Source organism: Hydrogenophaga sp., assembly GCF_018780385.1.
Lineage (GTDB): Bacteria > Pseudomonadota > Gammaproteobacteria > Burkholderiales > Burkholderiaceae_C > Hydrogenophaga.
Window position 1 is genome coordinate 661,584 of the sequence record NZ_JADMJO010000003.1, and the last position, 17,584, is coordinate 679,167.

Below are 17,584 nucleotides of genomic sequence, written 5' to 3' on the forward strand. Positions count from 1 at the left end.
ATGACAGAAAGGTTGGCATGAGCATTCAATCCTGGTTTTCGCGCAGCATGGGTCGGGTCCGCGAGGGAACCAAGGCACATCTGGTGAGCTCTGCCGAGCTTCTCGACTTCACCGCTGACGCACTTCACGCCATGCGCGAAGCCACAGACGACGAATGTGAAGCCTTGTTCGTTGAACATGTCTCCCGGACTTGTGGGGGCACCGTCGATTGGAGGGAGCATCCAAAGGACATCGCAGAAATAGTCGCTGCATTTCTCAGCGCAGACGAAGTCTCTCTGATCCAGACATCGACGTTCAATGATCGAACTGCGCCCCCACAAGCCATGCAGAGATTTGACGAATCCCTGAAGGGTTCACCGCGGGGAGTTCGGGCCCTGGAGTCGTTCGGAGATTTCTACATCGTGCTGGTCTTGCCACGCCATCTGCTGCCACGCTTTGATGAAATCAACCAGCACTGGATTGCAGCAGGCGTGACATGAAAGATGTCACGGCTTCCGGGGCTTGACGATCAAACGCGCCGGCACATCGGCGGTTCCAGTCGCCGGTGCAGGTTCACTCAACACCTCTCGCAGCCAGACGGCGTGTTCGCCCAGCACCACGCCCCCGCCACCCGTGCCCGACGCCCGTGGACTTGCGGTGGTGGCACCGAAGGAGATGTTGAAGGTGTTGACGCCAGCGAGATACCACCGACCATCCACGTGCACAAAGGCCGCACTGCCCGAGTCGCCGTTGGCCAGGGTCGCCTCTCGATCAAGCCCCAGGGTGCCGTTGGCGGGCACCGCGGGTCCCAGGCGGTTGGTGGCGAGGTCGGGGCCATCGAAGTCGAACAGGTAGGTCGCGGGGCGCCCGAGGAAGTCGGGAAACACCAGGTCGGCGCGGTTTTCCCCGGTTGTAAACAGCGTGGTGCTGCCGCCGTGGCTCACGAGGGTGAGGACGCGCCCCAGCACAGGCCCGGTGAACAGGCGCGCGACCGGCATCTTCGACGGTGCGGGTGTGGCCAGCCGCACGATGGCCAGGTCCGCATGCACGGAGGGATCGCCCGGGCTGTTGTTGGCGCTGCTGCCGGTGTAGCCCGGGTGCACCTGCACCGAGGTGCCCGCACTTGTAAATCCCTCGGCGGCCGCGCTGCGAAAGCGGATGTGCGCCGGATTGGCGCCGGCCACCACATGAGCTGCCGTGATCACATGCTGCCGGCCGATCAAGGTGGCACTGAACAGCCGTCCGCCCACGTCCAGGCTGCCCACGGCGGCCCAGGCCGGGTCCGCCGGCTCCTCGCTGGGACCAGCGCCACCGGTGAGCGCATGGGCGAGGCCCATGGCCATGCCAACGCAGGCGCAAACGCTTCGCCGCAGCCATGCGCGGGAGGCACGGGCACGCTCCGCCCGTCGACCGGCAGTCAACCTGCGCGCACCACCATCCAATCGGACCATGCCAGCACCCCTACCCAACGTGAAACGAACGAACAACCACGTCAGCCTCCCCGCAAAATCGGAAGCTCGTGGCTGACTCACGTGGTGACCATACCCAGGCTGGTGTGACTTTGCTATCGCGTGTCAGTCTTTCATTTGTTGGCACCGTCCCGCTGCAATCCCGGGGCGATGAAAGGTGATCACCATGTTCCGTTTGAAATCCCTCTGCCGGGCCGTGTGCCTGGCCACCGGCCTGATCCTCACGGCGGGCGCTGGCTCTGCGGCCACTCCCCTGTCCGCCCTCGGCGGCACGTCCACCGATCTGCTCGCTTCCGCTGTGTCGTTCAACCCCAATTGGTTCGACGACGCATCGTCATTTGCCAGCCGCAGCGCCAGCAGCTTCGACCTGAGCTCGATGCTCATGGGCGCTTCCCTGCTGCTGACGCAGCCCGCCAACGTCACATACACGCTGATGGGGTTTGAAGCCGGCTTCAACAACGCTTTCGTGTCGGGCACTGAACAACTGACCAACCGCAGCGGCTCGACACCCCGGCTCGGCACCTCGTTGAGCTTCAACCACGTCACGGCTTCCCCGCTGGACTTCGGTTTCCTGTCCAACGGAAGCGGCACGCTGTTCGCCAATGGCAGCTCGCGCACGGGCCTGGTGATGTCCAACGACGGCCAGAGCGCGCTCATCCTGTTCAACGACATGTACTCGGGCGACATCGATTTCGACGACATGGTGATCCGTGTGTCGATTTCGGCGGTGCCGGAACCCGAGATGCTGGGCATGCTGCTGGCCGGCCTGGGCCTGGTCGCAGCAGGTGCACGGCGTCGTTTGAAGCGCATGGGCACGTTGGCTGTTTGAGATGGTGCGCGGGCGGCCGGTCTGGTCAGACCGCCGTCACGCCGCCCTTGTTCTGCCGGCGGCGGATGTAGCCCCCCATGAGTCCGAGACCGGCCAGCATCAGCGCATAGGTTTCGGGTTCGGGCACGGCACTCACGCTCACGTTGTCGATGCGCAGCTCGCTGGTGCCCAGGTAGTCACCAATGTCGGCGACGCCAATGACGAGCGACACCGCGCCGTCGCTGGCAGCGGTGTAGGTGTAGCTGTTCTCGGTGAACACCCAGCTGGCCGCGCCGAAGTCACCGAAATTCCCGGTGAAACTGCTCACCAGAGGGCTGCTGGCGGTGTTCACGAAACTGACCACGGTGTCGTTGATGGCGATGAAGCCGAAGTCGGCATTGGCCGTGTCGGACGACAGGAAAGCCCAGTCGAACTTGACGGTGATCTGCTGTCCGGCGGTGGCCATGAAACTCTGGCGCAGGGCGGAGCCTTCGTATGCGAAGCCACCGATGTCCAGTGAGCCCACGGCCACACCGGCGAGGTTGTTGTTGAAAGAGAAATCAACCGCTGCGGTGCCCGAATTGTTGTTGAAGCCGGCGCCCAGGGGAGCGTCGTCCTCATAGTCGAGCGAGGCGGTGGACAGGATGCCGATCTTGCGACCGCTGGTGGTGACGAGCACATCACCATCGGTCGACCAGTTGGTCAAGCCGGATTCGAAACTGCCGTTCTGAAACGTGGTGCTCTGGGCCATGGCCGAAGCGCTGGCCAGTGCAAACACGGCGGTGGCAGCCAGGCTGCGAGGGATCGATGTCATGGGAGGCCTTTGTTGAATGAAGAAGGATCAGGATTTCAGGGAACGACGGGGGCCACCAGATCACGACCAGGCGCCATCTGCGCAGCGGTCAGACCTTTGAGCAGGACGAAGGGACGCGCCACGGCGGGGCCGGTGGAGCCGTCGGTGTCAATGGACAACTGCACGCCACCGATCACGTCGAAGAACGTCACATGTCCGCTGGCCACACCGTTGCCCGCCACGCCCAGGCTGCCCAGCAGCGGGGTGAGGTCGAGCTTGTCGGCATAGGGCGTGAAGTCGGTGATGGTGTCGCCGGCATCGCGGGTGCTGGTGAAGCGGAAGACGTCACCACCAGCCCCACCCGTGAGCATGTCGGCACCGGCGCCGCCGATGATGATGTCGTCCCCTGCGGTGCCCACCAAGGTGTCGCGGCTGGTGGTACCGGCGCGCGTGACACCGGGCGTGGCCTTGGCGACGGCAGCATCGATCAAGCGGCCATGTGAGTCGAACGCGTTTTCTTCGCCGTACATGTTCACGGTGATTTCGTCGCCATCGGCCAGGCTCACGCGCTGCAGGCCACCTGTTGCTTTTGGCGCCTTGATGAAGTTCGCCAGTGCTTCCTGGTAGGTGATGGTGTTGACCGTGTTGTTGAACACCACGTTGTTGGCCGCGAAGGGGTAACCGTCGCCACCGTTGGCGGTGAAGTCGATGGTCGCGAAGGAGAAGACACGCGGCGACACGACCACACCGTTGTCGACCAGCAAGGTGCCGTCGTCGAGCCTGATCTTGCGGATGCGCTCGCCCGTGCCCAGCGTGGATCGGGCCGTGCGGGTGGTGTCGTACGTCACCTGCATGCCGGAAATCTGCGCGAAGCGGCCCTGTGCCGAGCCACCGGGCGTGGACGCGGCCACGGAGTGCTCCATCAGATCCTTGAGCTGAGCCGCATTCATGGCCGGTGCGGTTTTCACCAGGTTGGTGAAGGGCAGCACGTTGAAGGTGTCACCGGTGGTGACGTTGCCCGGGCCGGCAATGCTGGTGCGGATCCCGCCGCCGTTCTGAATGCCCACTTCGGCGCCACCGGCAAAGCGCATCGCGTCGGCCACGAGGTTGCCCAGGCCGGTGTCGGCGTTGCGCACGCCCTCGGTGTATTCGCAGGGCAGCGGCGTGCAGGCCACATGGGTGGGACCGTTGAGCTTGGTGGCGGTCGTGCCGATGATCTCGGCGTTGAGAGCCGCAATGAAGTTGGAGACCGGTGTGATCACCGAAGCCTGCAGGGCGGGGTCGCCGCTGACGCGGTCGGCATCGGCGGCAGCACCCGAAACTCGGATCATGCGGGTGGCGAGCACGGCGGTCACCGCGCCGGTGGTGTCATGGATGTCGAGTTGGACTTCACCCACGTAACGGTTGCCAAAGTGACCGGTGACCATGGGCACGGGTTTGCCGGTGGCGTCGTTGCGGTAGGTGGGATGGGTGCTGTAGGACGGTGCCACGCCGCCGTTGATCAGCAGGTCGTCCGAGTCGACCATCAGTTCGTGGCCACCGCCCGAGATGACCATGTCCACACCGCTCAGGGCCGGGATCATCACATTGAGTTCGTTGGCGGCATTCTGCAGGTGGCTCATCACGATGATGGCGGTCACTCCCTGGTTGTTCCTGAGGTCATCGATCTCGGCCTGCACCAACGGCAACAGGGCCTGGATGTTCTGCAACTCGCTGTTGCTGGCGCTCCAGTTTTTCATGATGCCGGCCGGTGGCGATGAAATGCTGGGCAGCAGGGGCGTGGTCACGCCGATCACGCCCACCTTCTTGCCCGCCGCGGTGGTGAGGATCTTGGAGGGGCGCACCTTTTGCTGGGCGGCCAGATTGGCCAGCGCGGGGGTGACGCTGAAGTCGAGGTTCACCGACAGGTAGGTGGTGCCCGAGACCTCCGCGAAGCGCGCTGCCACCGGGCCGGTGTTGTCGAGGTCGAATTCGTGGTTGCCGAAGGTGGTTGCGTCGATGCCGATGGCGCGGTTGGCGATGGCGTCGTAGAAGTCCTGGCCACCGTCGGCCGCCGCCGTGGCGAGGTTGGTGAAGCTGGCGGTCAGGCGCGGGCCGGGCAGGAACGAGTCGCCGGCGTTGAGCGTGATCACGGTGCTGCCAGCGGTGGCGGCAGCGGCCTTGCGGGCTGCAACCACACTGGCCAGGCGGTCGATGCCGCCATAGAACGAGATCGCCTGCGCGGCGTCATTGCGCAGGTTGCCCTGCGCCGACAACAACCACGACTCCTGGTCACCAATGTGCAGCACGGTCAGGGTTTCGGCCCAGGCGGCGTTGAAGCCGGTGGCCAGGGCGAGCGAGACCGCGAGGGTGCAGGCGCTGCGGCGCAGAGGGCTGCGGGTTGTTTTCATGAGTGGGAGGCTCCGGGTTGGTGTTCAGGTGAGTTGGAACGGGTGCGGTCGGGTCACAGGCCGAGGTCGCGTGTCGGCACGATCTGGGCGGCCGACACGTTGCTGAGCGTGACCAATGGCCGGCTCACGGCCGGGCCGGCGTTGCCATCGGTGTCGATCTGCACAACCAGCCCTGCGGCGCTGTCGACCAGCCGCACGATGCCGTCGGCGATGGCGTTGCTGCCGGTGTAGCCAATGCCCTGCAGCAGCGCGCTGATGTCGATGCGATCGGTGGCCGGCGCGAAGTCGGTGATGCGGTCGGCGGCATCGCGGGTGCTGGTGTAGATGAAGGTGTCGGCTCCGGCGTTGCCGGTGATCACGTCGGCGCCAGCGCCACCGGTGATGTGGTCATCGCCGGCTGTGCCCACCAGCGTGTCGCGACCCGTTGTTCCCTGCAAGGACTTGACCAGCGACAAGCCCAGCAGCACGGCGTCGTGATCGGAAGAGCGGTAGACCGTGGGCGTGTAGTAGTCGGGGCCGCAAGTGGCGCAGGCGGGCTGCTTGAACTCGAGGTTGTAGTCAATGATCGACGGCTCGTCGGCATTGATGTGCCAGTGCACCGCGCCCGTGACCAGGGGGCTCAGGCTGGTGGTGGTCAGACCGTGGTCGAGGTAACCCGCTTCGCCGTCGAACACATACGAGTAACTGTCGGCACCGCGCCGGGCAATTTCGTCCACCAGGCCCTGGGCCGCCAGTTCGAGGATCGGGTCTTCCTTGCCGTAGGCGTTGAGGTCACCCACCACCACCACATCGGGGTCGGTTGCCTTCAAGGTCTCGATGAAGTTGCCCAGGGCACGGGCCTGATCCACGCGGGTGGCGTTGAAACACCCCTGGCCATCGCCCGCGTCGAGATCGGCAGCGTCCGAACCGGCTGCGCAATTCTTGGACTTGAAGTGGTTGACCACGACGGAGAACCGTTCGCCGTTGGCAGCGGCAAAGGTCTGCGCCAGCGGCGGACGGTTGTGCACCGGGTCGGTGTCGCTGCGGGCCTGGCCCACCAGACTCAGACGGCCGGGCTTGTAGATCATGGCCACGCGGATCGCGTCAGTGCCGGCACCGCCCACAGGCAGGGCGACGGTGGCATAGGCGCCCGCGCCGGCCACGGCGTTCAAGCCGTTGACCAGGTCCTGCGCGGCCGTGTTGCCGTTGTTCTCGATTTCCATCAGACCCACCACGTCGGCATTGAGGCCGAGGATGGCGGGAATGATCTTGTTGCGCTGGCGCTGGAACTCGGCCGTGCTGTCGGCACCGCGGCAGTCGGACCGGGTGCCGGTGGGGTAGCAGCTGGCACCGGACTGGTCGATGGTCGTGAAGTAGTTCAACACGTTGAAGCTGCCCACACGCACATTGCCGCCCACCGCGGGCGGTGCTGCCAGGCGCGGATTGGCGCGGGTGAACACGATCGGCTCGGTCGGGTGGATCTTGTAGTCGCTCAGGCCGTCGACGTTGTTGGTCGCCAAGCCGTAGTCGATGACGCCGGTGATGCCGCCTGGCAAGGTGTCGCCGGCGCGCAGTGTGTTGTCGGCGCCCATGTAGGGCGTGGGGTTGGGGTTCTGCAGGCTGGTGCCGTCGTCCAGGATGATGCGGCGGCGAGCGTTCTCGTCGGCCAGGGCGATCGCTTCGACCGAGCCAGCCGGGTGCACGTTCGTGGGCTTGATGAGGCGACCGTCAGCGCCCAGCGTCACCTGCCCGTATCGACCCTGGAAGAAGTTCTGCGCCGCTGTCAGGGGCGTCTGTATGTAGAGCAGCATGCCCTCGTAGCGTTCGAGTTCACCTTCGACCACCTCGGGCAGCGTGATGACGGTGGGGGAGATGGCGTTGCCGCTGGAGACCACGCTGATCACGGGCGAGGTGAGTTGCGTCACGGGCTTGTAGGCGGTGTTGACGCCGGTGGGTGCAAATTCACCCACCGTGCCGCTCACGCGCACATCCTGGCCCACCGCCACCGTGGGCGCGACGTTCGTGAACACGAAGATGCCATCGGAAGTGGTGGCATCGCCGTCGCCCTGCGGGTCCTGCATGTAGAAACCGTTGTTGAGCAGCTTGATGACCACGCCTTGCGTCGCCACGGTCTGCCCCACACGCGGACTGAGGTCGCCGTTGCCCTGAATCTGGGGGATGCTCACGACCCCATTGACCGTGACGGTGAAGTCACAGGCGACCGACTGCAGCTCGTTGTTGGTGAAAGTGATCTGCACCGGATAGGTGCCCACGGGCACGCTGCCGTTGACCTGCACGGACGTTGTCGCCTGACCGCCATCGCTGGTGGCCGAGTTCAGCGCGCCCATGGCGATGCCGGCCACTGCGGTGCTGGTCAGGCTCGCGCCATTGACCACGCTGTCGGCGTCGGTGGCGCTCAGATTGACCACACCACCCACACCTGCGTCGAACACCGCAGGGGCCGGGCAAGTGGCGGTGATCGGCAGGTTGACACCGCCCCCCAGCGGCGAGCCCGTGATGGTGATGTCGTCGATGCCGATCCATTCGTCAGCGCCAGCCGCATCGGTCGTGATGATGCGAACCTGGACTTCGGCCTGGTTGTCGGCAGCGGCCGGCAGGACCACGGACACAGGGAAGATCGCACCCGTCAGGCTGGGGCCCTGGCTGGCATCGGCCACGAAGCCGGCCGGCAGGTTGATGAAGTTGCCGCTGTTGCCAACCCGGTATTGCAGTGCCACGGGCTGGATCGCGTTGTCGGCGGCGCCGTCCACATCGCGCAGCACGTAGCTCACCTGCACGGCCTGCTGTCCGCTCGTGTTGAGGTGGATGACGATGTGAGGGGCCTTGGCCGTGCCCGAGCCTGCGAGCGCCAGCGTCGGCTTGGCGATGGCGAACTCCGTCACACCGCCGGTGGTGAAGGTGTTGGGATTGCTCTGATTGGCGTTGACGTCGACCAGGAGAGTGCCGGCCCCGACAACCGTCTGGGGATCGGCGCCCGTGCCGCTCGCCATGCCGTCTCCGCGGTATCCAACGATGCCTGCAACGCCCGCCCAGTCGTCACTCGCCGAAATGAGACCGGCGTTGCTCCAGTCCTGGGAAAACGGAAGGGTTTGCGGAACCGAGTCCGCCCAGGCAGGCAATGCCGACAACACGCCCAAGGCCACCAGGCAGGCAGAAAGACGCTGGGGAGCCAGCGACAGGCGGGGGGTGGTCGTGCGCGAAGTGGTCATGAGCATTGTTTCGTTGGGAGAATTCGGAGGCGAGCAATGCAACGCCGATGTGCGTTGGATCATGCAGAGCGTCGATCACGGGATTGCGATCCCCCACGCCGGGTTTACTGGTCCGAACGGATCACGGGTTCCCACCCGGTTGAACTTTCCCGCTGGCTTGACGATGAGCCGCGCGCGTGCTTGTGTTCAGTGCGGCCATGGATGCGCGCAGGCGTGTAGACCCACCTCGCGTCAAAGCGCGGGGCGGGTCAAACAACACGATGTGGGAGTGGGTGACCCGGTGGCGGGGCACCTGCCGGTTACGGCTGAGCTCGATCAGAGAACATGATTTCGCGCCGACCGCTCAGGGTGACGCGTCCCAGCAAACCCCCATCCAGCGTGGGCGACTCCAGGAGCCAGATGCCAGGCTCAACCCCCAGCAGGGCGTCGATCGGCCGCTGTCCCGGGCAAACGCTGAGCGTGCCCATGAAGTAGTCCCCGGCGGGCGGATGCAGCATCTCCAGATGCGCCAGACGATTGTTGAAGATGTTCATTCAGATACCTGTGGCATGACTGTGGGTGTCGGCCGAACACTGTGATCGACGGCTCCCGGACCACAGACAGCCGCAGGTCAAAGTCTGAACAGATTTGATTGCAGTGGCTTGACAGTCATCGGTTCAAGCATGGGCCGAACGGCTGCTGCGCCATGGCCATCCCATGAGATATCGCTCTGTTCAAAGGCTGGACGCACCTGCGCACACCCCCAAATGGCTCTCCAGCCGCGTGGCCATCGCGCCTCAGACATCAATCGGCATGCGACACCTGCTCGTCGCGGGCATCGGCCCAGGCACTGGCGCGCCCCAGACTCTCGCGGCACTGCGCCACCATGCGCTGCACCAGTTCCCCACAAGTGGGGATGTCGTCGATCAGTCCCACCACCTGGCCGGCCCACACCAAGCCGGCATCGACCTCACCGGACTGCAGCGCACTGCGACCGCGCGCGCCCGCCACCAGCGGTTGAATGTCGCTGAACTCGCAGCCGCCAGGGCGCCGCTCGGTGGCCACCACCTCGTCGGACACCGCGTTCTTGAGCACGCGTCCGGTGTTGCGCAGGGTGCGGAAGATCAGTTGCGTGTCGCGCTCGCTGGCCTTCACCAGCGCCTGCTTGATCTGCTCATGGATAGGCGCTTCCACCGTGGCGCAGAAACGTGTGCCCATGTTCACGCCCTCGGCGCCCAGCGCCATGGCCGCGGCCATGCCGCGGCCGTCGGCAATGCCACCGGAGGCGATCACCGGAATGCGCAGCACGCGCGTGGCCAGCGGGATCAGGATCAACCCGGGGATGTCGTCCTCGCCGGGATGACCGGCGCATTCGAAGCCGTCGATGCTCACCGCGTCCACGCCGTTGCGTTCGGCCGAGAGTGCGTGGCGCACGCTGGTGCACTTGTGCATGATCCGCACGCCGTGGCGCTTGAGCTTTTCGATGAAGTCCTTGGGGCTGTTGCCCGCCGTCTCGATCACCTTCACGCCGCACTCGATCACCACGTCGAGGTACTCGGCATACGGCGGTGGCTTGACCGACGGCAGGATGGTCAGGTTCACGCCGAAGGGCTGGTCGGTCATGCCGCGGCAGCGGTGAATCTCGCGCAAAAGTGCCTCTGGCGTGGGTTGGGTGAGCGCGGTCAGGATGCCCAGACCGCCAGCGTTGGAGACGGCGGAAGCGAGCTCGGCCGTGCCCACCCATTGCATGCCCCCCTGGATGATGGGGTAGCGGATGCCCAGCAGTTCGGTGATTCGGGTTTTCATTCAATGACCTTTGAAAAGCGGTTTGCGTTTGTCGAGGAAGGCGCCCACGCCTTCGGTGAAGTCGGCGGTCTGCGCGCAGGCAAGAAAGGCCTGGGCCTCGGCGTCGAGGTGGGTGGAAAGATCGTTCTGTGCAGCAGCGCGCAACAGGCGCTTGAGTTGCCCCAGGGCCTGCGTCGGTCCCGCGGCCAGGCGCTGTGCCAACCGCTCGCCCTCGGCATGCAGCACATCGACCGGCACCACGCGGTTCACCAGGCCCAGGCGCAGGGCCTCGGCTGCGTCGACCACATCGGCCAGCAGGGCCAGCTCCATCGCCTTGCGCAGGCCCAGGACCTGCACCAGGCCCCAGGAGGTCGAACAGTCGCTGCTGGCACCGATGAGGGGGTAGGCGATGCCCAAGCGCGTGCCCTCGGCGGCCACCACCAGGTCGCAGCCCAGCACCAGACCCAGGCCGCCGCCGAACACCGCGCCTTGCACGCTGGCCACCACGGGCGCGCGCAGGTTGGCCAGCAGCAGCAAGCCGCCGTGCATGCCGGCAATCAGTTCGCGTGCCACCGGCACCGGGTCGGCGCGCATGGCCGCGAGGTCGCCACCAGCCATGAAGGCGGCGCCCTCGGCCGAGATGTGCACCGCGCGCACCAGAGGGTCGGCCGCGATGGCCGCACAGGCGGCGTGGAAGCCCTGTGCCATGGGTACGTCGATGGCGTTGAGCGCTTTCGGCCGGTTGAAGCGCAGTTGTGCCACCGTGCCCTCGCGCCAGCACAGCACGCTGGCAGCCGTGTCATTCTCCCGGTCGGGGTAGGCCATGCGGTGCTCCTCAGGCGAGGTTGTAGTAGGCCGCGGTTGAACCGAGGTTCTCGCGCGCCCGGCTCAGCTCATGGCGTGCGATGGCACGCAGGTGCACCTCGTCCGGGCCGTCGAAGAAGCGCATCGCGCGGCCCCAGGTCCACAGGTACGAGAGCGGCGTGTCGGGCGTGATGCCCATGGCGCCGAAGACCTGCATCGCGCGGTCGAGCACGCGGGTCTGCAACAGCGCGGCGACCAGCTTGATCGCCGACACATCGATGCGGGCGGCCTTGTTGCCCTGCGTGTCCATCAGCCAGGCGGCGCGCAGCACCAGCAGGCGGGCCTGGTCGATCTCCACACGCGAGTGGGCGATCCAGTCCTGCACGTTGGCGAAATCGCTCAGGTGCTTGCCGAAGGCCTTGCGCGTGAGGGCGCGCTCGCACATCAGCTCCATGGCCAGCTCACACTGGCCGATCGAGCGCATGCAGTGGTGCACCCGGCCCGGGCCCAGGCGGGCCTGCGCCAGCGCAAAGCCCGCACCCTCCTGGCCCAGCAGGCTGGTCACCGGCACGCGCACGTTGTCGAAGGTGACTTCGCAATGCCCCTCGGGGGTGTGGTGGTGCATGATGGCCACGTTGCGCACGATCTTGAAACCGGGTGTGTCCAGCGGCACGATGACCATGGAATGCCGGTTGTGCGGGCTCGCGTCGGGGCTCTCGTCGGAGACCCCCATCACGATGGTGAAGCGGCACAGCGGGTGCATGGCGCCAGTGCTGAACCACTTGCGGCCATTGATCACGTACTCATCGCCTTCGCGGCGGATCGTGGTCTGGATGTTGGTCGCGTCCGACGAGGCCACGTCCGGCTCGGTCATCGAAAAACACGAACGGATCTCGCCTTCCATCAGCGGCTTGAGCCAGCGCTCGTGCTGCTCGGGCGTGGCGAAGAGATGCAGCATCTCCATGTTGCCGGTGTCGGGCGCGTTGCAGTTGAACACCTCCGAAGCCCATGGGATGCGGCCCATGATCTCGGCCAACGGTGCGTATTCCATGTTGGACAGGCGCGTGCCGGGCTCGCCCTCGCGCAGGCCGGGCAGGAACAGGTTCCACAGGCCGGCCTCCTTCGCCAGCACCTTCAGCGGCTCGATCACGGCCGAGGGGTAGGTGCCGCTGTCGGCCAGGCGCTGCCACTCGCGGTTCTGCGGCAGCACGTGCCTGTCCATGAACTGGCGCAGCGTGCGCTGCATCTGCTGGTTGTCTGCGGAATACTGGAAGTCCAAGGGGTGCTCCTGATCAGGATGTGAGGACGGGTGTGTCGATGGCTTCGAGACCGCGCCGCGCCATGGCGACGCTGAGTGCGCCGACCTCGGCCGCGTTATCGGCCACCGCGTTGCCGCGCTGCGCGCGCGCCGCGATGCCCTCGAAGATGACGGCCCAGCGCATGAACGCGAAGGCCCAGTGAAACGGTTCGGGCAAGGCGCCACCGCCGATGGCGCGCTGGTAGTGCGCCAGGTATTCCTGCTCGGCGGGAATACCCAGTGCGGCCAGGTCCAGCCCGCGGATGCCGCCGAACTCGGTGGGGAGCGTGCGCCAGGGCACGGTGTTGAAGGCCACGTCGGCCAGCGGGTGGCCCAGGGTGGAGAGTTCCCAGTCGAGCACCGCGACCACGCGCGGCTCGATGGGGTGGAACATCAGGTTGTTGAGCTTGAAGTCGCCGTGCGCGATCGTGGTGGTGTCGTCGTCGGGCATGTGCGCGCCCAGCCATGCGATGAGCTGGTCGATGGCCGGGTTCTCGCGCGTTTTGGACAGCGCCCACTGCTGCGTCCAGCGGCGCAGCTGGCGCTGGAAGAACTGCCCCGGCTTGCCGAAGTCGCCCAGGCCAGCCGCGCGCCAGTCCACCTGGTGCAGCCGCGCCATGGTCTCGGCCATTGCCAGGTAGATCGCGCGCCGCTCGGCCGGCTCCATGCCCGGCAGCGCGTTGTCGGCGAACACGCGGCCCGGTACCCGGTCCATCAGGTAGAAGGGCGTGCCGATCACCTCGTCACCCGCGTGGTAGAGCACGGTGGGCGGCACCGGCAGCGCACTGTCGGCGAGCGCGCGCATCACACGGTACTCGCGGTCCACCGCGTGCGCCGAGGGCAGCACCTCGCCCTCGGGCTTCTTGCGCAGCACCATGCGGCGGTTGTCGAAGTCGACGAAGAAGGTCGGGTTGGACTGGCCACCACCGATCTTCTGCAGCCGCATGGGGCCGGCGAGCGCGGGCAGTTGTGCGCGCAGGAAGGCCTCCAGCGCCGGGGCGAATGCGGGAAAGGTCGAAGTCGGGGTGTCGGTGGAAAACGGCATGGCATCGCAGGACGAGACTGGTGCCCGAGCTGGTCACCACGCCAGCGATGGTGCGGGAAACCCGCCTCGCTGCATTCGTCCGATCCGACGATGTGGGACCGGAGGCAACAGAATTAGTCTGGCTTCAGCGCGCTCCGCTGGCGAAGCGCTGCCTGGCTTCGACCACCCCACAGGAGACATCCGTGAGCACCACCCACCGCACCGTTCAACAACTTCACGACCTGCGCGGCCGCACCGCGCTCATCACCGGCGGCTCGCGCGGACTGGGCCTGCAGCTGGCGCACGCGCTGGGCGAGGCCGGCGCGCGCCTGCTGATCAGTTCGCGCAAGGCGCAAGACCTGGAGGAAGCCGCTGCCGAGCTGCGCGCCGCCGGCCACACGGTGGACGTGTTCGCCGCCGACGGCCGCGACGACACGCAAGTGCTTGCGCTGGTCGATCACGCGCTGGCCACGCTGGGCCAGATCGACATCCTGGTGAACAACGCCGGCGCCACCTGGGGCGCGCCGGCCGAAGACCACCCGATGGACGCCTGGGACAAGGTGATGGACTTGAACGCGCGCAGCGTCTTCCTGCTCACGCGCGAGGTGGCGCGGCGCTGCATGCTGCCGCGCGGCGAGGGCCGCATCGTCAACATCGCCTCGGTGGCCGCACTCGGCGGCACGGCGCGCTCCATGCAGGCAGCGGCCTACCACGCGAGCAAGGGCGCGGTGGCCAGCCTCACGCGCGCGCTGGCCTGCGAATGGGGTCCGCACGGCATCACGGTCAACGCCATCCTGCCGGGCGTGTTCCCGAGCAAGATGGCGCAGCACATGCTGGAGCCGGCCGTGCTGGCACCCATCGTCGCGAGCGTGCCGCTGCGCCGCATCGGCGACGACGAGGGCCTCAAGGGCGCGGTGCTGCTGCTCGCCTCCGATGCCGGACAGCACATCACCGGCGTCCTCCTCCCGGTGGACGGCGGCGCTTCGGCGGTGGTCGGCGCCTGAGCACCAACCACCCTGGCCCGCGTGCTCAGGCCGTCGGCAGCTTGTGGTCGCGGTACTGCTCACGCAGTTTCGTCTTGAGCAGCTTGCCGGTGGCGGTGTGCGGCAGGCCGTCGACGAACAGCACTTCGTCGGGCAACCACCATTTGGCGATGCGCGTGCCCAGGTGGTCGAGCAGATCCTGCGGCTCCACGCTGGCACCGGGCCGGCGCACCACCAGCAGCAGCGGGCGCTCCTGCCACTTGGGGTGCGAGACACCGATCACCGCCGACTCGGCCACGCCCGGGTGCGAGGCGGCCGCGTTCTCCACGTCGATCGACGAAATCCATTCGCCACCCGACTTGATCACGTCCTTGGCACGGTCCACCAGTTGCAAATAGCCATCAGGGTCGATGGTGGCCACGTCGCCGGTGGGGAAGAAGCCCTCCTCGTCCAGCACGGAGCCACCCTCGCCGCGGTAGTAGCCGCTGGCGATCCAGGGGCCGCGCACCAGCAGGTTGCCGAAGGCCACGCCGTCCCAGGGCAAGGCCTTGCCGTCGGCGTCGACGATCTTCAGGTCCACGCCCCACACACCACGGCCCTGCTTGAGCTTGACCTTGAGCAGGTCTTCCTTGTCGATACCCGCGTGCTTGGGCAGCAGCTTGCTGATCACGCCGATCGGGCTGGTCTCCGTCATGCCCCAGCCCTGCACCACCTCGGCGCCGAACTGGTTCTCGAAGCGCTCGAGCACCGCGCGCGACACCGCCGCACCACCGATGCCGATGCGCTTGACGCCGAGCTTTCGCGGATCGATCTGCGGGTTCTTGTCGAGGTACTGGAACAGCATCATCCAGACCGTGGGCACGCCCTGCGAAAAGCTCACCTTCTCGTCGCGCATGAGGTTGTAGACGCTCTCGCCATCGAGATGCGGGCCGGGCAGCACCAGCTTGGCGCCCACCATGGCCGCCGCGTAGGGCGCGCCCCAGGCGTTGGCGTGGAACATGGGCACGATGAGCATCAGCGTCTCGGCCGAGCTGATGCCGAAGGTGTCGGGTGCGAGCTCCATCAGCGTGTGCAGCAGCGTGGAGCGGTGTGAGTACAGCACACCCTTGGGGTTGCCGGTGGTGCCCGAGGTGTAGCAGAGCGAGGATGCACTCTTCTCGTCGAACTCGGGCCAAGTGTAGTCGGTGCTCTGCGCGTCCATCAGGTCGTCGAAGCACATCAGGTTCGGCACGTTGATGGCCGGCATGTGCGCGCGGTCGGTCATGGCGATGAAGGCCTTGACGGATGTCAGGCGCGGCGCGAGCTGCTCCACCAGCGGCGCGAAGCTGATGTCGAAGAACAGCACCTGGTCTTCGGCGTGGTTGACGATGTAGTCGATCTGCTCGGGAAACAGGCGCGGGTTCACGGTGTGCAGCACCGCGCCGCTGCCCGACACGCCGTAGTACAGCGCAAGGTGGCGGTATGAGTTCCAGGCCAGTGTGCCGACGCGCTCCCCCGGCTGGATGCCCAGCGTCTGCAGCGCGTGGGCCACCTGGCGCGCGCGGTGGCAGACACCCAACCAAGTGGTGCGGTGCACGGTGCCCTCGGGCAGGCGAGAGACGATTTCGGTGTGGGGGTGGAAGGTGGCCGCGTGCTCGATCAGCGACGAGATCAACAGGGGGCGGTCTTGCATCAAACCATGCATGGGATTGTCTCCAAGGAAAAACAGATCACCCGCAGCGACCGGCCTGGTGGGTGCACCAGTGCGACCGCTGCGGGTGCGGGGTACCGGCTTCAGCCGCCGAAGATAGGGCCGAAGGACTCGTAGGCCTTGCCGTTGAAACGCTGCAGCGTCTTCTTCTCGATCGGATAGTAGTCGGTCGGCGAGGTCTTGATGTCGATGCCTGGATAGAGCATGGGTGGGGTGAAGTTCAGGTTGGCGGCCTGCTTCATCAGGTTCTCGCGCGTCAGGTTGTCACCCGACTGCTTGAGCAGCTGCGTGACGGTGGCGGCCGTGGCGTAGCCGATCACGTTGAGCGTGTCGTAGGGGTCACCGCCGGGGTAGTACTGCTTCATCACGGCCAGGTACTCGTCCACGTCCTTGTTGCCCTTGCCCGCCGGGTCGTCGGCGCCAAGCAGGTAGGTCGAGGTGATGACGCCCGTCGAGTTCTCGAGGCCAGCCGGCTTGAGCACCGCGGTCATCGACTGCGACACGCTGGAGACGTAGTGCGCCGGCTTCCAGCCGATCTCGGCCGCCTTGCGGATCGCCTGCGCCGCGAACTTGGGCGTGGAGATGTTGAAGAAGGCGTCGGCGCCCGAGGCCTTGAACGACACCATCTGGCTGTCGATGGTCGGGTCGCTCACCTCGTAGGTCTGGTGCGAGACGATCATGGTCTTGGCCTTGTCGCCCAGGGCGTCCACGAAGCCCTTGTAGAAGTCCTTGCCGAAGTCGTCGTTCTGCATCAGCACGGCGATCTTGGCGTTCGGGTTGTTCTGCAGGATGTGCAGGGCGTACACCTTGCCTTCGGCCTGGTAGGTGGGCTGCCATCCCATGGTCCAGGGGAAGCCCTTCGGGTCGCCAAAGCGCGTGGCGCCGGTGGCCACGAAGAGCTGCGGCACCTTCTTGGCATTCAGGTAACGCTGCACCGCCACGCTGTGCGCCGTGCCCAGCGAGCCGACCAGCGCGAGCACCTCGTCCTGCTCGACCAGCTTGCGCGTCTGCTCGACCGACTTGGCCGGGTTGTAGGCGTCGTCCAGCGTGAGGAAGTTGATGCGCCGGCCGTTGACGCCACCCGTGGCGTTGACCTTCTCGAAGTAGGCCGTCATGGCCTTGCCGATGGTGCCGTAGGCCGACACCGGGCCGGAGTACGGCACCAGGTTGCCGAGCTTGATCTCCTTGTCGGTGGCGCCGGGGTCGTACTGCTTCTGGGCCTGGGCCGACAGGGGCAGCAAGGCGGCCAGCACGAGGCTGGCACCGAGCTGGAGGGACCGGCGCAAACCGGCGTTGTGAATCTGGGGCATGAAAGTCTCCATAAGGGTGGTGGCCGCGTGAACCGCGCCCTGCGTTTGTGCTGACGGCAGTGAC

At 66.3% G+C, this 17,584-nt stretch carries 14 protein-coding genes; 3 read left to right on the top strand and 11 right to left on the bottom strand.

Features of this window, described 5'->3' with window-relative positions; genetic code table 11:
- Positions 1–17 precede the first annotated feature (17 nt).
- Positions 18–479: a hypothetical protein gene (locus IV113_RS03665; RefSeq protein WP_291080899.1), complete on the top strand. Its 462-nt coding sequence runs from the start codon at positions 18–20 to the stop codon at positions 477–479.
- Positions 480–485: 6 nt separating this feature from the next.
- Here IV113_RS03665 and IV113_RS03670 read toward each other — a convergent pair whose 3' ends face one another.
- Positions 486–1,322 (bottom strand): trypsin-like serine protease, encoded by an 837-nt coding sequence (locus IV113_RS03670; RefSeq protein WP_291080901.1) that lies wholly within the window; start codon positions 1,320–1,322, stop codon positions 486–488.
- A gap of 292 nt (positions 1,323–1,614) precedes the next feature.
- Here IV113_RS03670 and IV113_RS03675 point away from each other — a divergent pair, with 292 nt between their 5' ends.
- Positions 1,615–2,277, top strand: coding sequence for a PEP-CTERM sorting domain-containing protein (locus IV113_RS03675; RefSeq protein WP_291080903.1), 663 nt, complete (start codon positions 1,615–1,617; stop codon positions 2,275–2,277).
- 25 nt (positions 2,278–2,302) lie between these two features.
- Here IV113_RS03675 and IV113_RS03680 read toward each other — a convergent pair whose 3' ends face one another.
- From IV113_RS03680 to IV113_RS03715, 8 genes are all read right to left on the bottom strand, one after another.
- On the bottom strand, positions 2,303–3,070 hold the full coding sequence (locus IV113_RS03680) for a PEP-CTERM sorting domain-containing protein (protein ID WP_291080905.1): 768 nt from the start codon (positions 3,068–3,070) through the stop codon (positions 2,303–2,305).
- 35 nt (positions 3,071–3,105) lie between these two features.
- On the bottom strand, positions 3,106–5,439 hold the full coding sequence (locus IV113_RS03685; protein WP_291080907.1) for a 5'-nucleotidase C-terminal domain-containing protein: 2,334 nt from the start codon (positions 5,437–5,439) through the stop codon (positions 3,106–3,108).
- A gap of 53 nt (positions 5,440–5,492) precedes the next feature.
- Positions 5,493–8,648 carry an ExeM/NucH family extracellular endonuclease gene (locus IV113_RS03690; RefSeq protein ID WP_291080909.1) on the bottom strand — a complete coding sequence of 1,052 codons (3,156 nt, stop codon included), beginning with the start codon at positions 8,646–8,648 and terminating at the stop codon, positions 5,493–5,495.
- A gap of 299 nt (positions 8,649–8,947) precedes the next feature.
- Positions 8,948–9,181, bottom strand: a complete 234-nt coding sequence (locus tag IV113_RS03695; RefSeq protein WP_291080911.1) for a hypothetical protein — start codon at positions 9,179–9,181, stop codon at positions 8,948–8,950.
- A gap of 250 nt (positions 9,182–9,431) precedes the next feature.
- Positions 9,432–10,433, bottom strand: a complete 1,002-nt coding sequence (locus IV113_RS03700) for a nitronate monooxygenase family protein (RefSeq protein WP_291080912.1) — start codon at positions 10,431–10,433, stop codon at positions 9,432–9,434.
- Positions 10,434–11,237, bottom strand: a complete 804-nt coding sequence (locus IV113_RS03705) for an enoyl-CoA hydratase-related protein (protein WP_291080914.1) — start codon at positions 11,235–11,237, stop codon at positions 10,434–10,436.
- A 10-nt stretch (positions 11,238–11,247) separates the two neighbouring features.
- Complete coding sequence (locus IV113_RS03710) at positions 11,248–12,495, bottom strand: acyl-CoA dehydrogenase family protein (protein ID WP_291080916.1); 1,248 nt, start codon at positions 12,493–12,495, stop codon at positions 11,248–11,250.
- Positions 12,496–12,508: 13 nt separating this feature from the next.
- Entirely contained in the window at positions 12,509–13,558 is a 1,050-nt protein-coding gene (locus IV113_RS03715; protein ID WP_291080918.1) for a phosphotransferase family protein, read from the bottom strand.
- A gap of 182 nt (positions 13,559–13,740) precedes the next feature.
- On the opposite strand from IV113_RS03715, the gene IV113_RS03720 reads away from it, so the two are divergent.
- Positions 13,741–14,541 carry an SDR family oxidoreductase gene (locus IV113_RS03720; RefSeq protein ID WP_291080920.1) on the top strand — a complete coding sequence of 267 codons (801 nt, stop codon included), beginning with the start codon at positions 13,741–13,743 and terminating at the stop codon, positions 14,539–14,541.
- A 25-nt stretch (positions 14,542–14,566) separates the two neighbouring features.
- On the opposite strand, the gene IV113_RS03725 is transcribed toward IV113_RS03720, so the two are convergent.
- Both IV113_RS03725 and IV113_RS03730 read right to left on the bottom strand, forming a co-directional pair.
- The gene (locus tag IV113_RS03725) at positions 14,567–16,204 is read right to left on the bottom strand and encodes a 3-(methylthio)propionyl-CoA ligase (protein ID WP_291080922.1); all 1,638 of its coding nucleotides are present in this window, start codon (positions 16,202–16,204) and stop codon (positions 14,567–14,569) included.
- Between the two features lie 89 nt (positions 16,205–16,293).
- Entirely contained in the window at positions 16,294–17,520 is a 1,227-nt protein-coding gene (locus IV113_RS03730) for an ABC transporter substrate-binding protein (protein WP_291080924.1), read from the bottom strand.
- Positions 17,521–17,584: the final 64 nt, after the last annotated feature.

Bases quoted from the DNA above. Each gene is read 5' to 3' on its own strand.
- IV113_RS03665 (WP_291080899.1), top strand. From the start codon at position 18: ATGAGCATTCAATCCTGGTTTTCGCGCAGCATGGGTCGGGTCCGCGAG.
- IV113_RS03670 (WP_291080901.1), bottom strand. From the start codon at position 1,322: ATGGCCATGGGCCTCGCCCATGCGCTCACCGGTGGCGCTGGTCCCAGC.
- IV113_RS03675 (WP_291080903.1), top strand. From the start codon at position 1,615: ATGTTCCGTTTGAAATCCCTCTGCCGGGCCGTGTGCCTGGCCACCGGC.
- IV113_RS03680 (WP_291080905.1), bottom strand. From the start codon at position 3,070: ATGACATCGATCCCTCGCAGCCTGGCTGCCACCGCCGTGTTTGCACTG.
- IV113_RS03685 (WP_291080907.1), bottom strand. From the start codon at position 5,439: ATGAAAACAACCCGCAGCCCTCTGCGCCGCAGCGCCTGCACCCTCGCG.
- IV113_RS03690 (WP_291080909.1), bottom strand. From the start codon at position 8,648: ATGACCACTTCGCGCACGACCACCCCCCGCCTGTCGCTGGCTCCCCAG.
- IV113_RS03695 (WP_291080911.1), bottom strand. From the start codon at position 9,181: ATGAACATCTTCAACAATCGTCTGGCGCATCTGGAGATGCTGCATCCG.
- IV113_RS03700 (WP_291080912.1), bottom strand. From the start codon at position 10,433: ATGAAAACCCGAATCACCGAACTGCTGGGCATCCGCTACCCCATCATC.
- IV113_RS03705 (WP_291080914.1), bottom strand. From the start codon at position 11,237: ATGGCCTACCCCGACCGGGAGAATGACACGGCTGCCAGCGTGCTGTGC.
- IV113_RS03715 (WP_291080918.1), bottom strand. From the start codon at position 13,558: ATGCCGTTTTCCACCGACACCCCGACTTCGACCTTTCCCGCATTCGCC.
- IV113_RS03725 (WP_291080922.1), bottom strand. From the start codon at position 16,204: ATGCATGGTTTGATGCAAGACCGCCCCCTGTTGATCTCGTCGCTGATC.
- IV113_RS03730 (WP_291080924.1), bottom strand. From the start codon at position 17,520: ATGCCCCAGATTCACAACGCCGGTTTGCGCCGGTCCCTCCAGCTCGGT.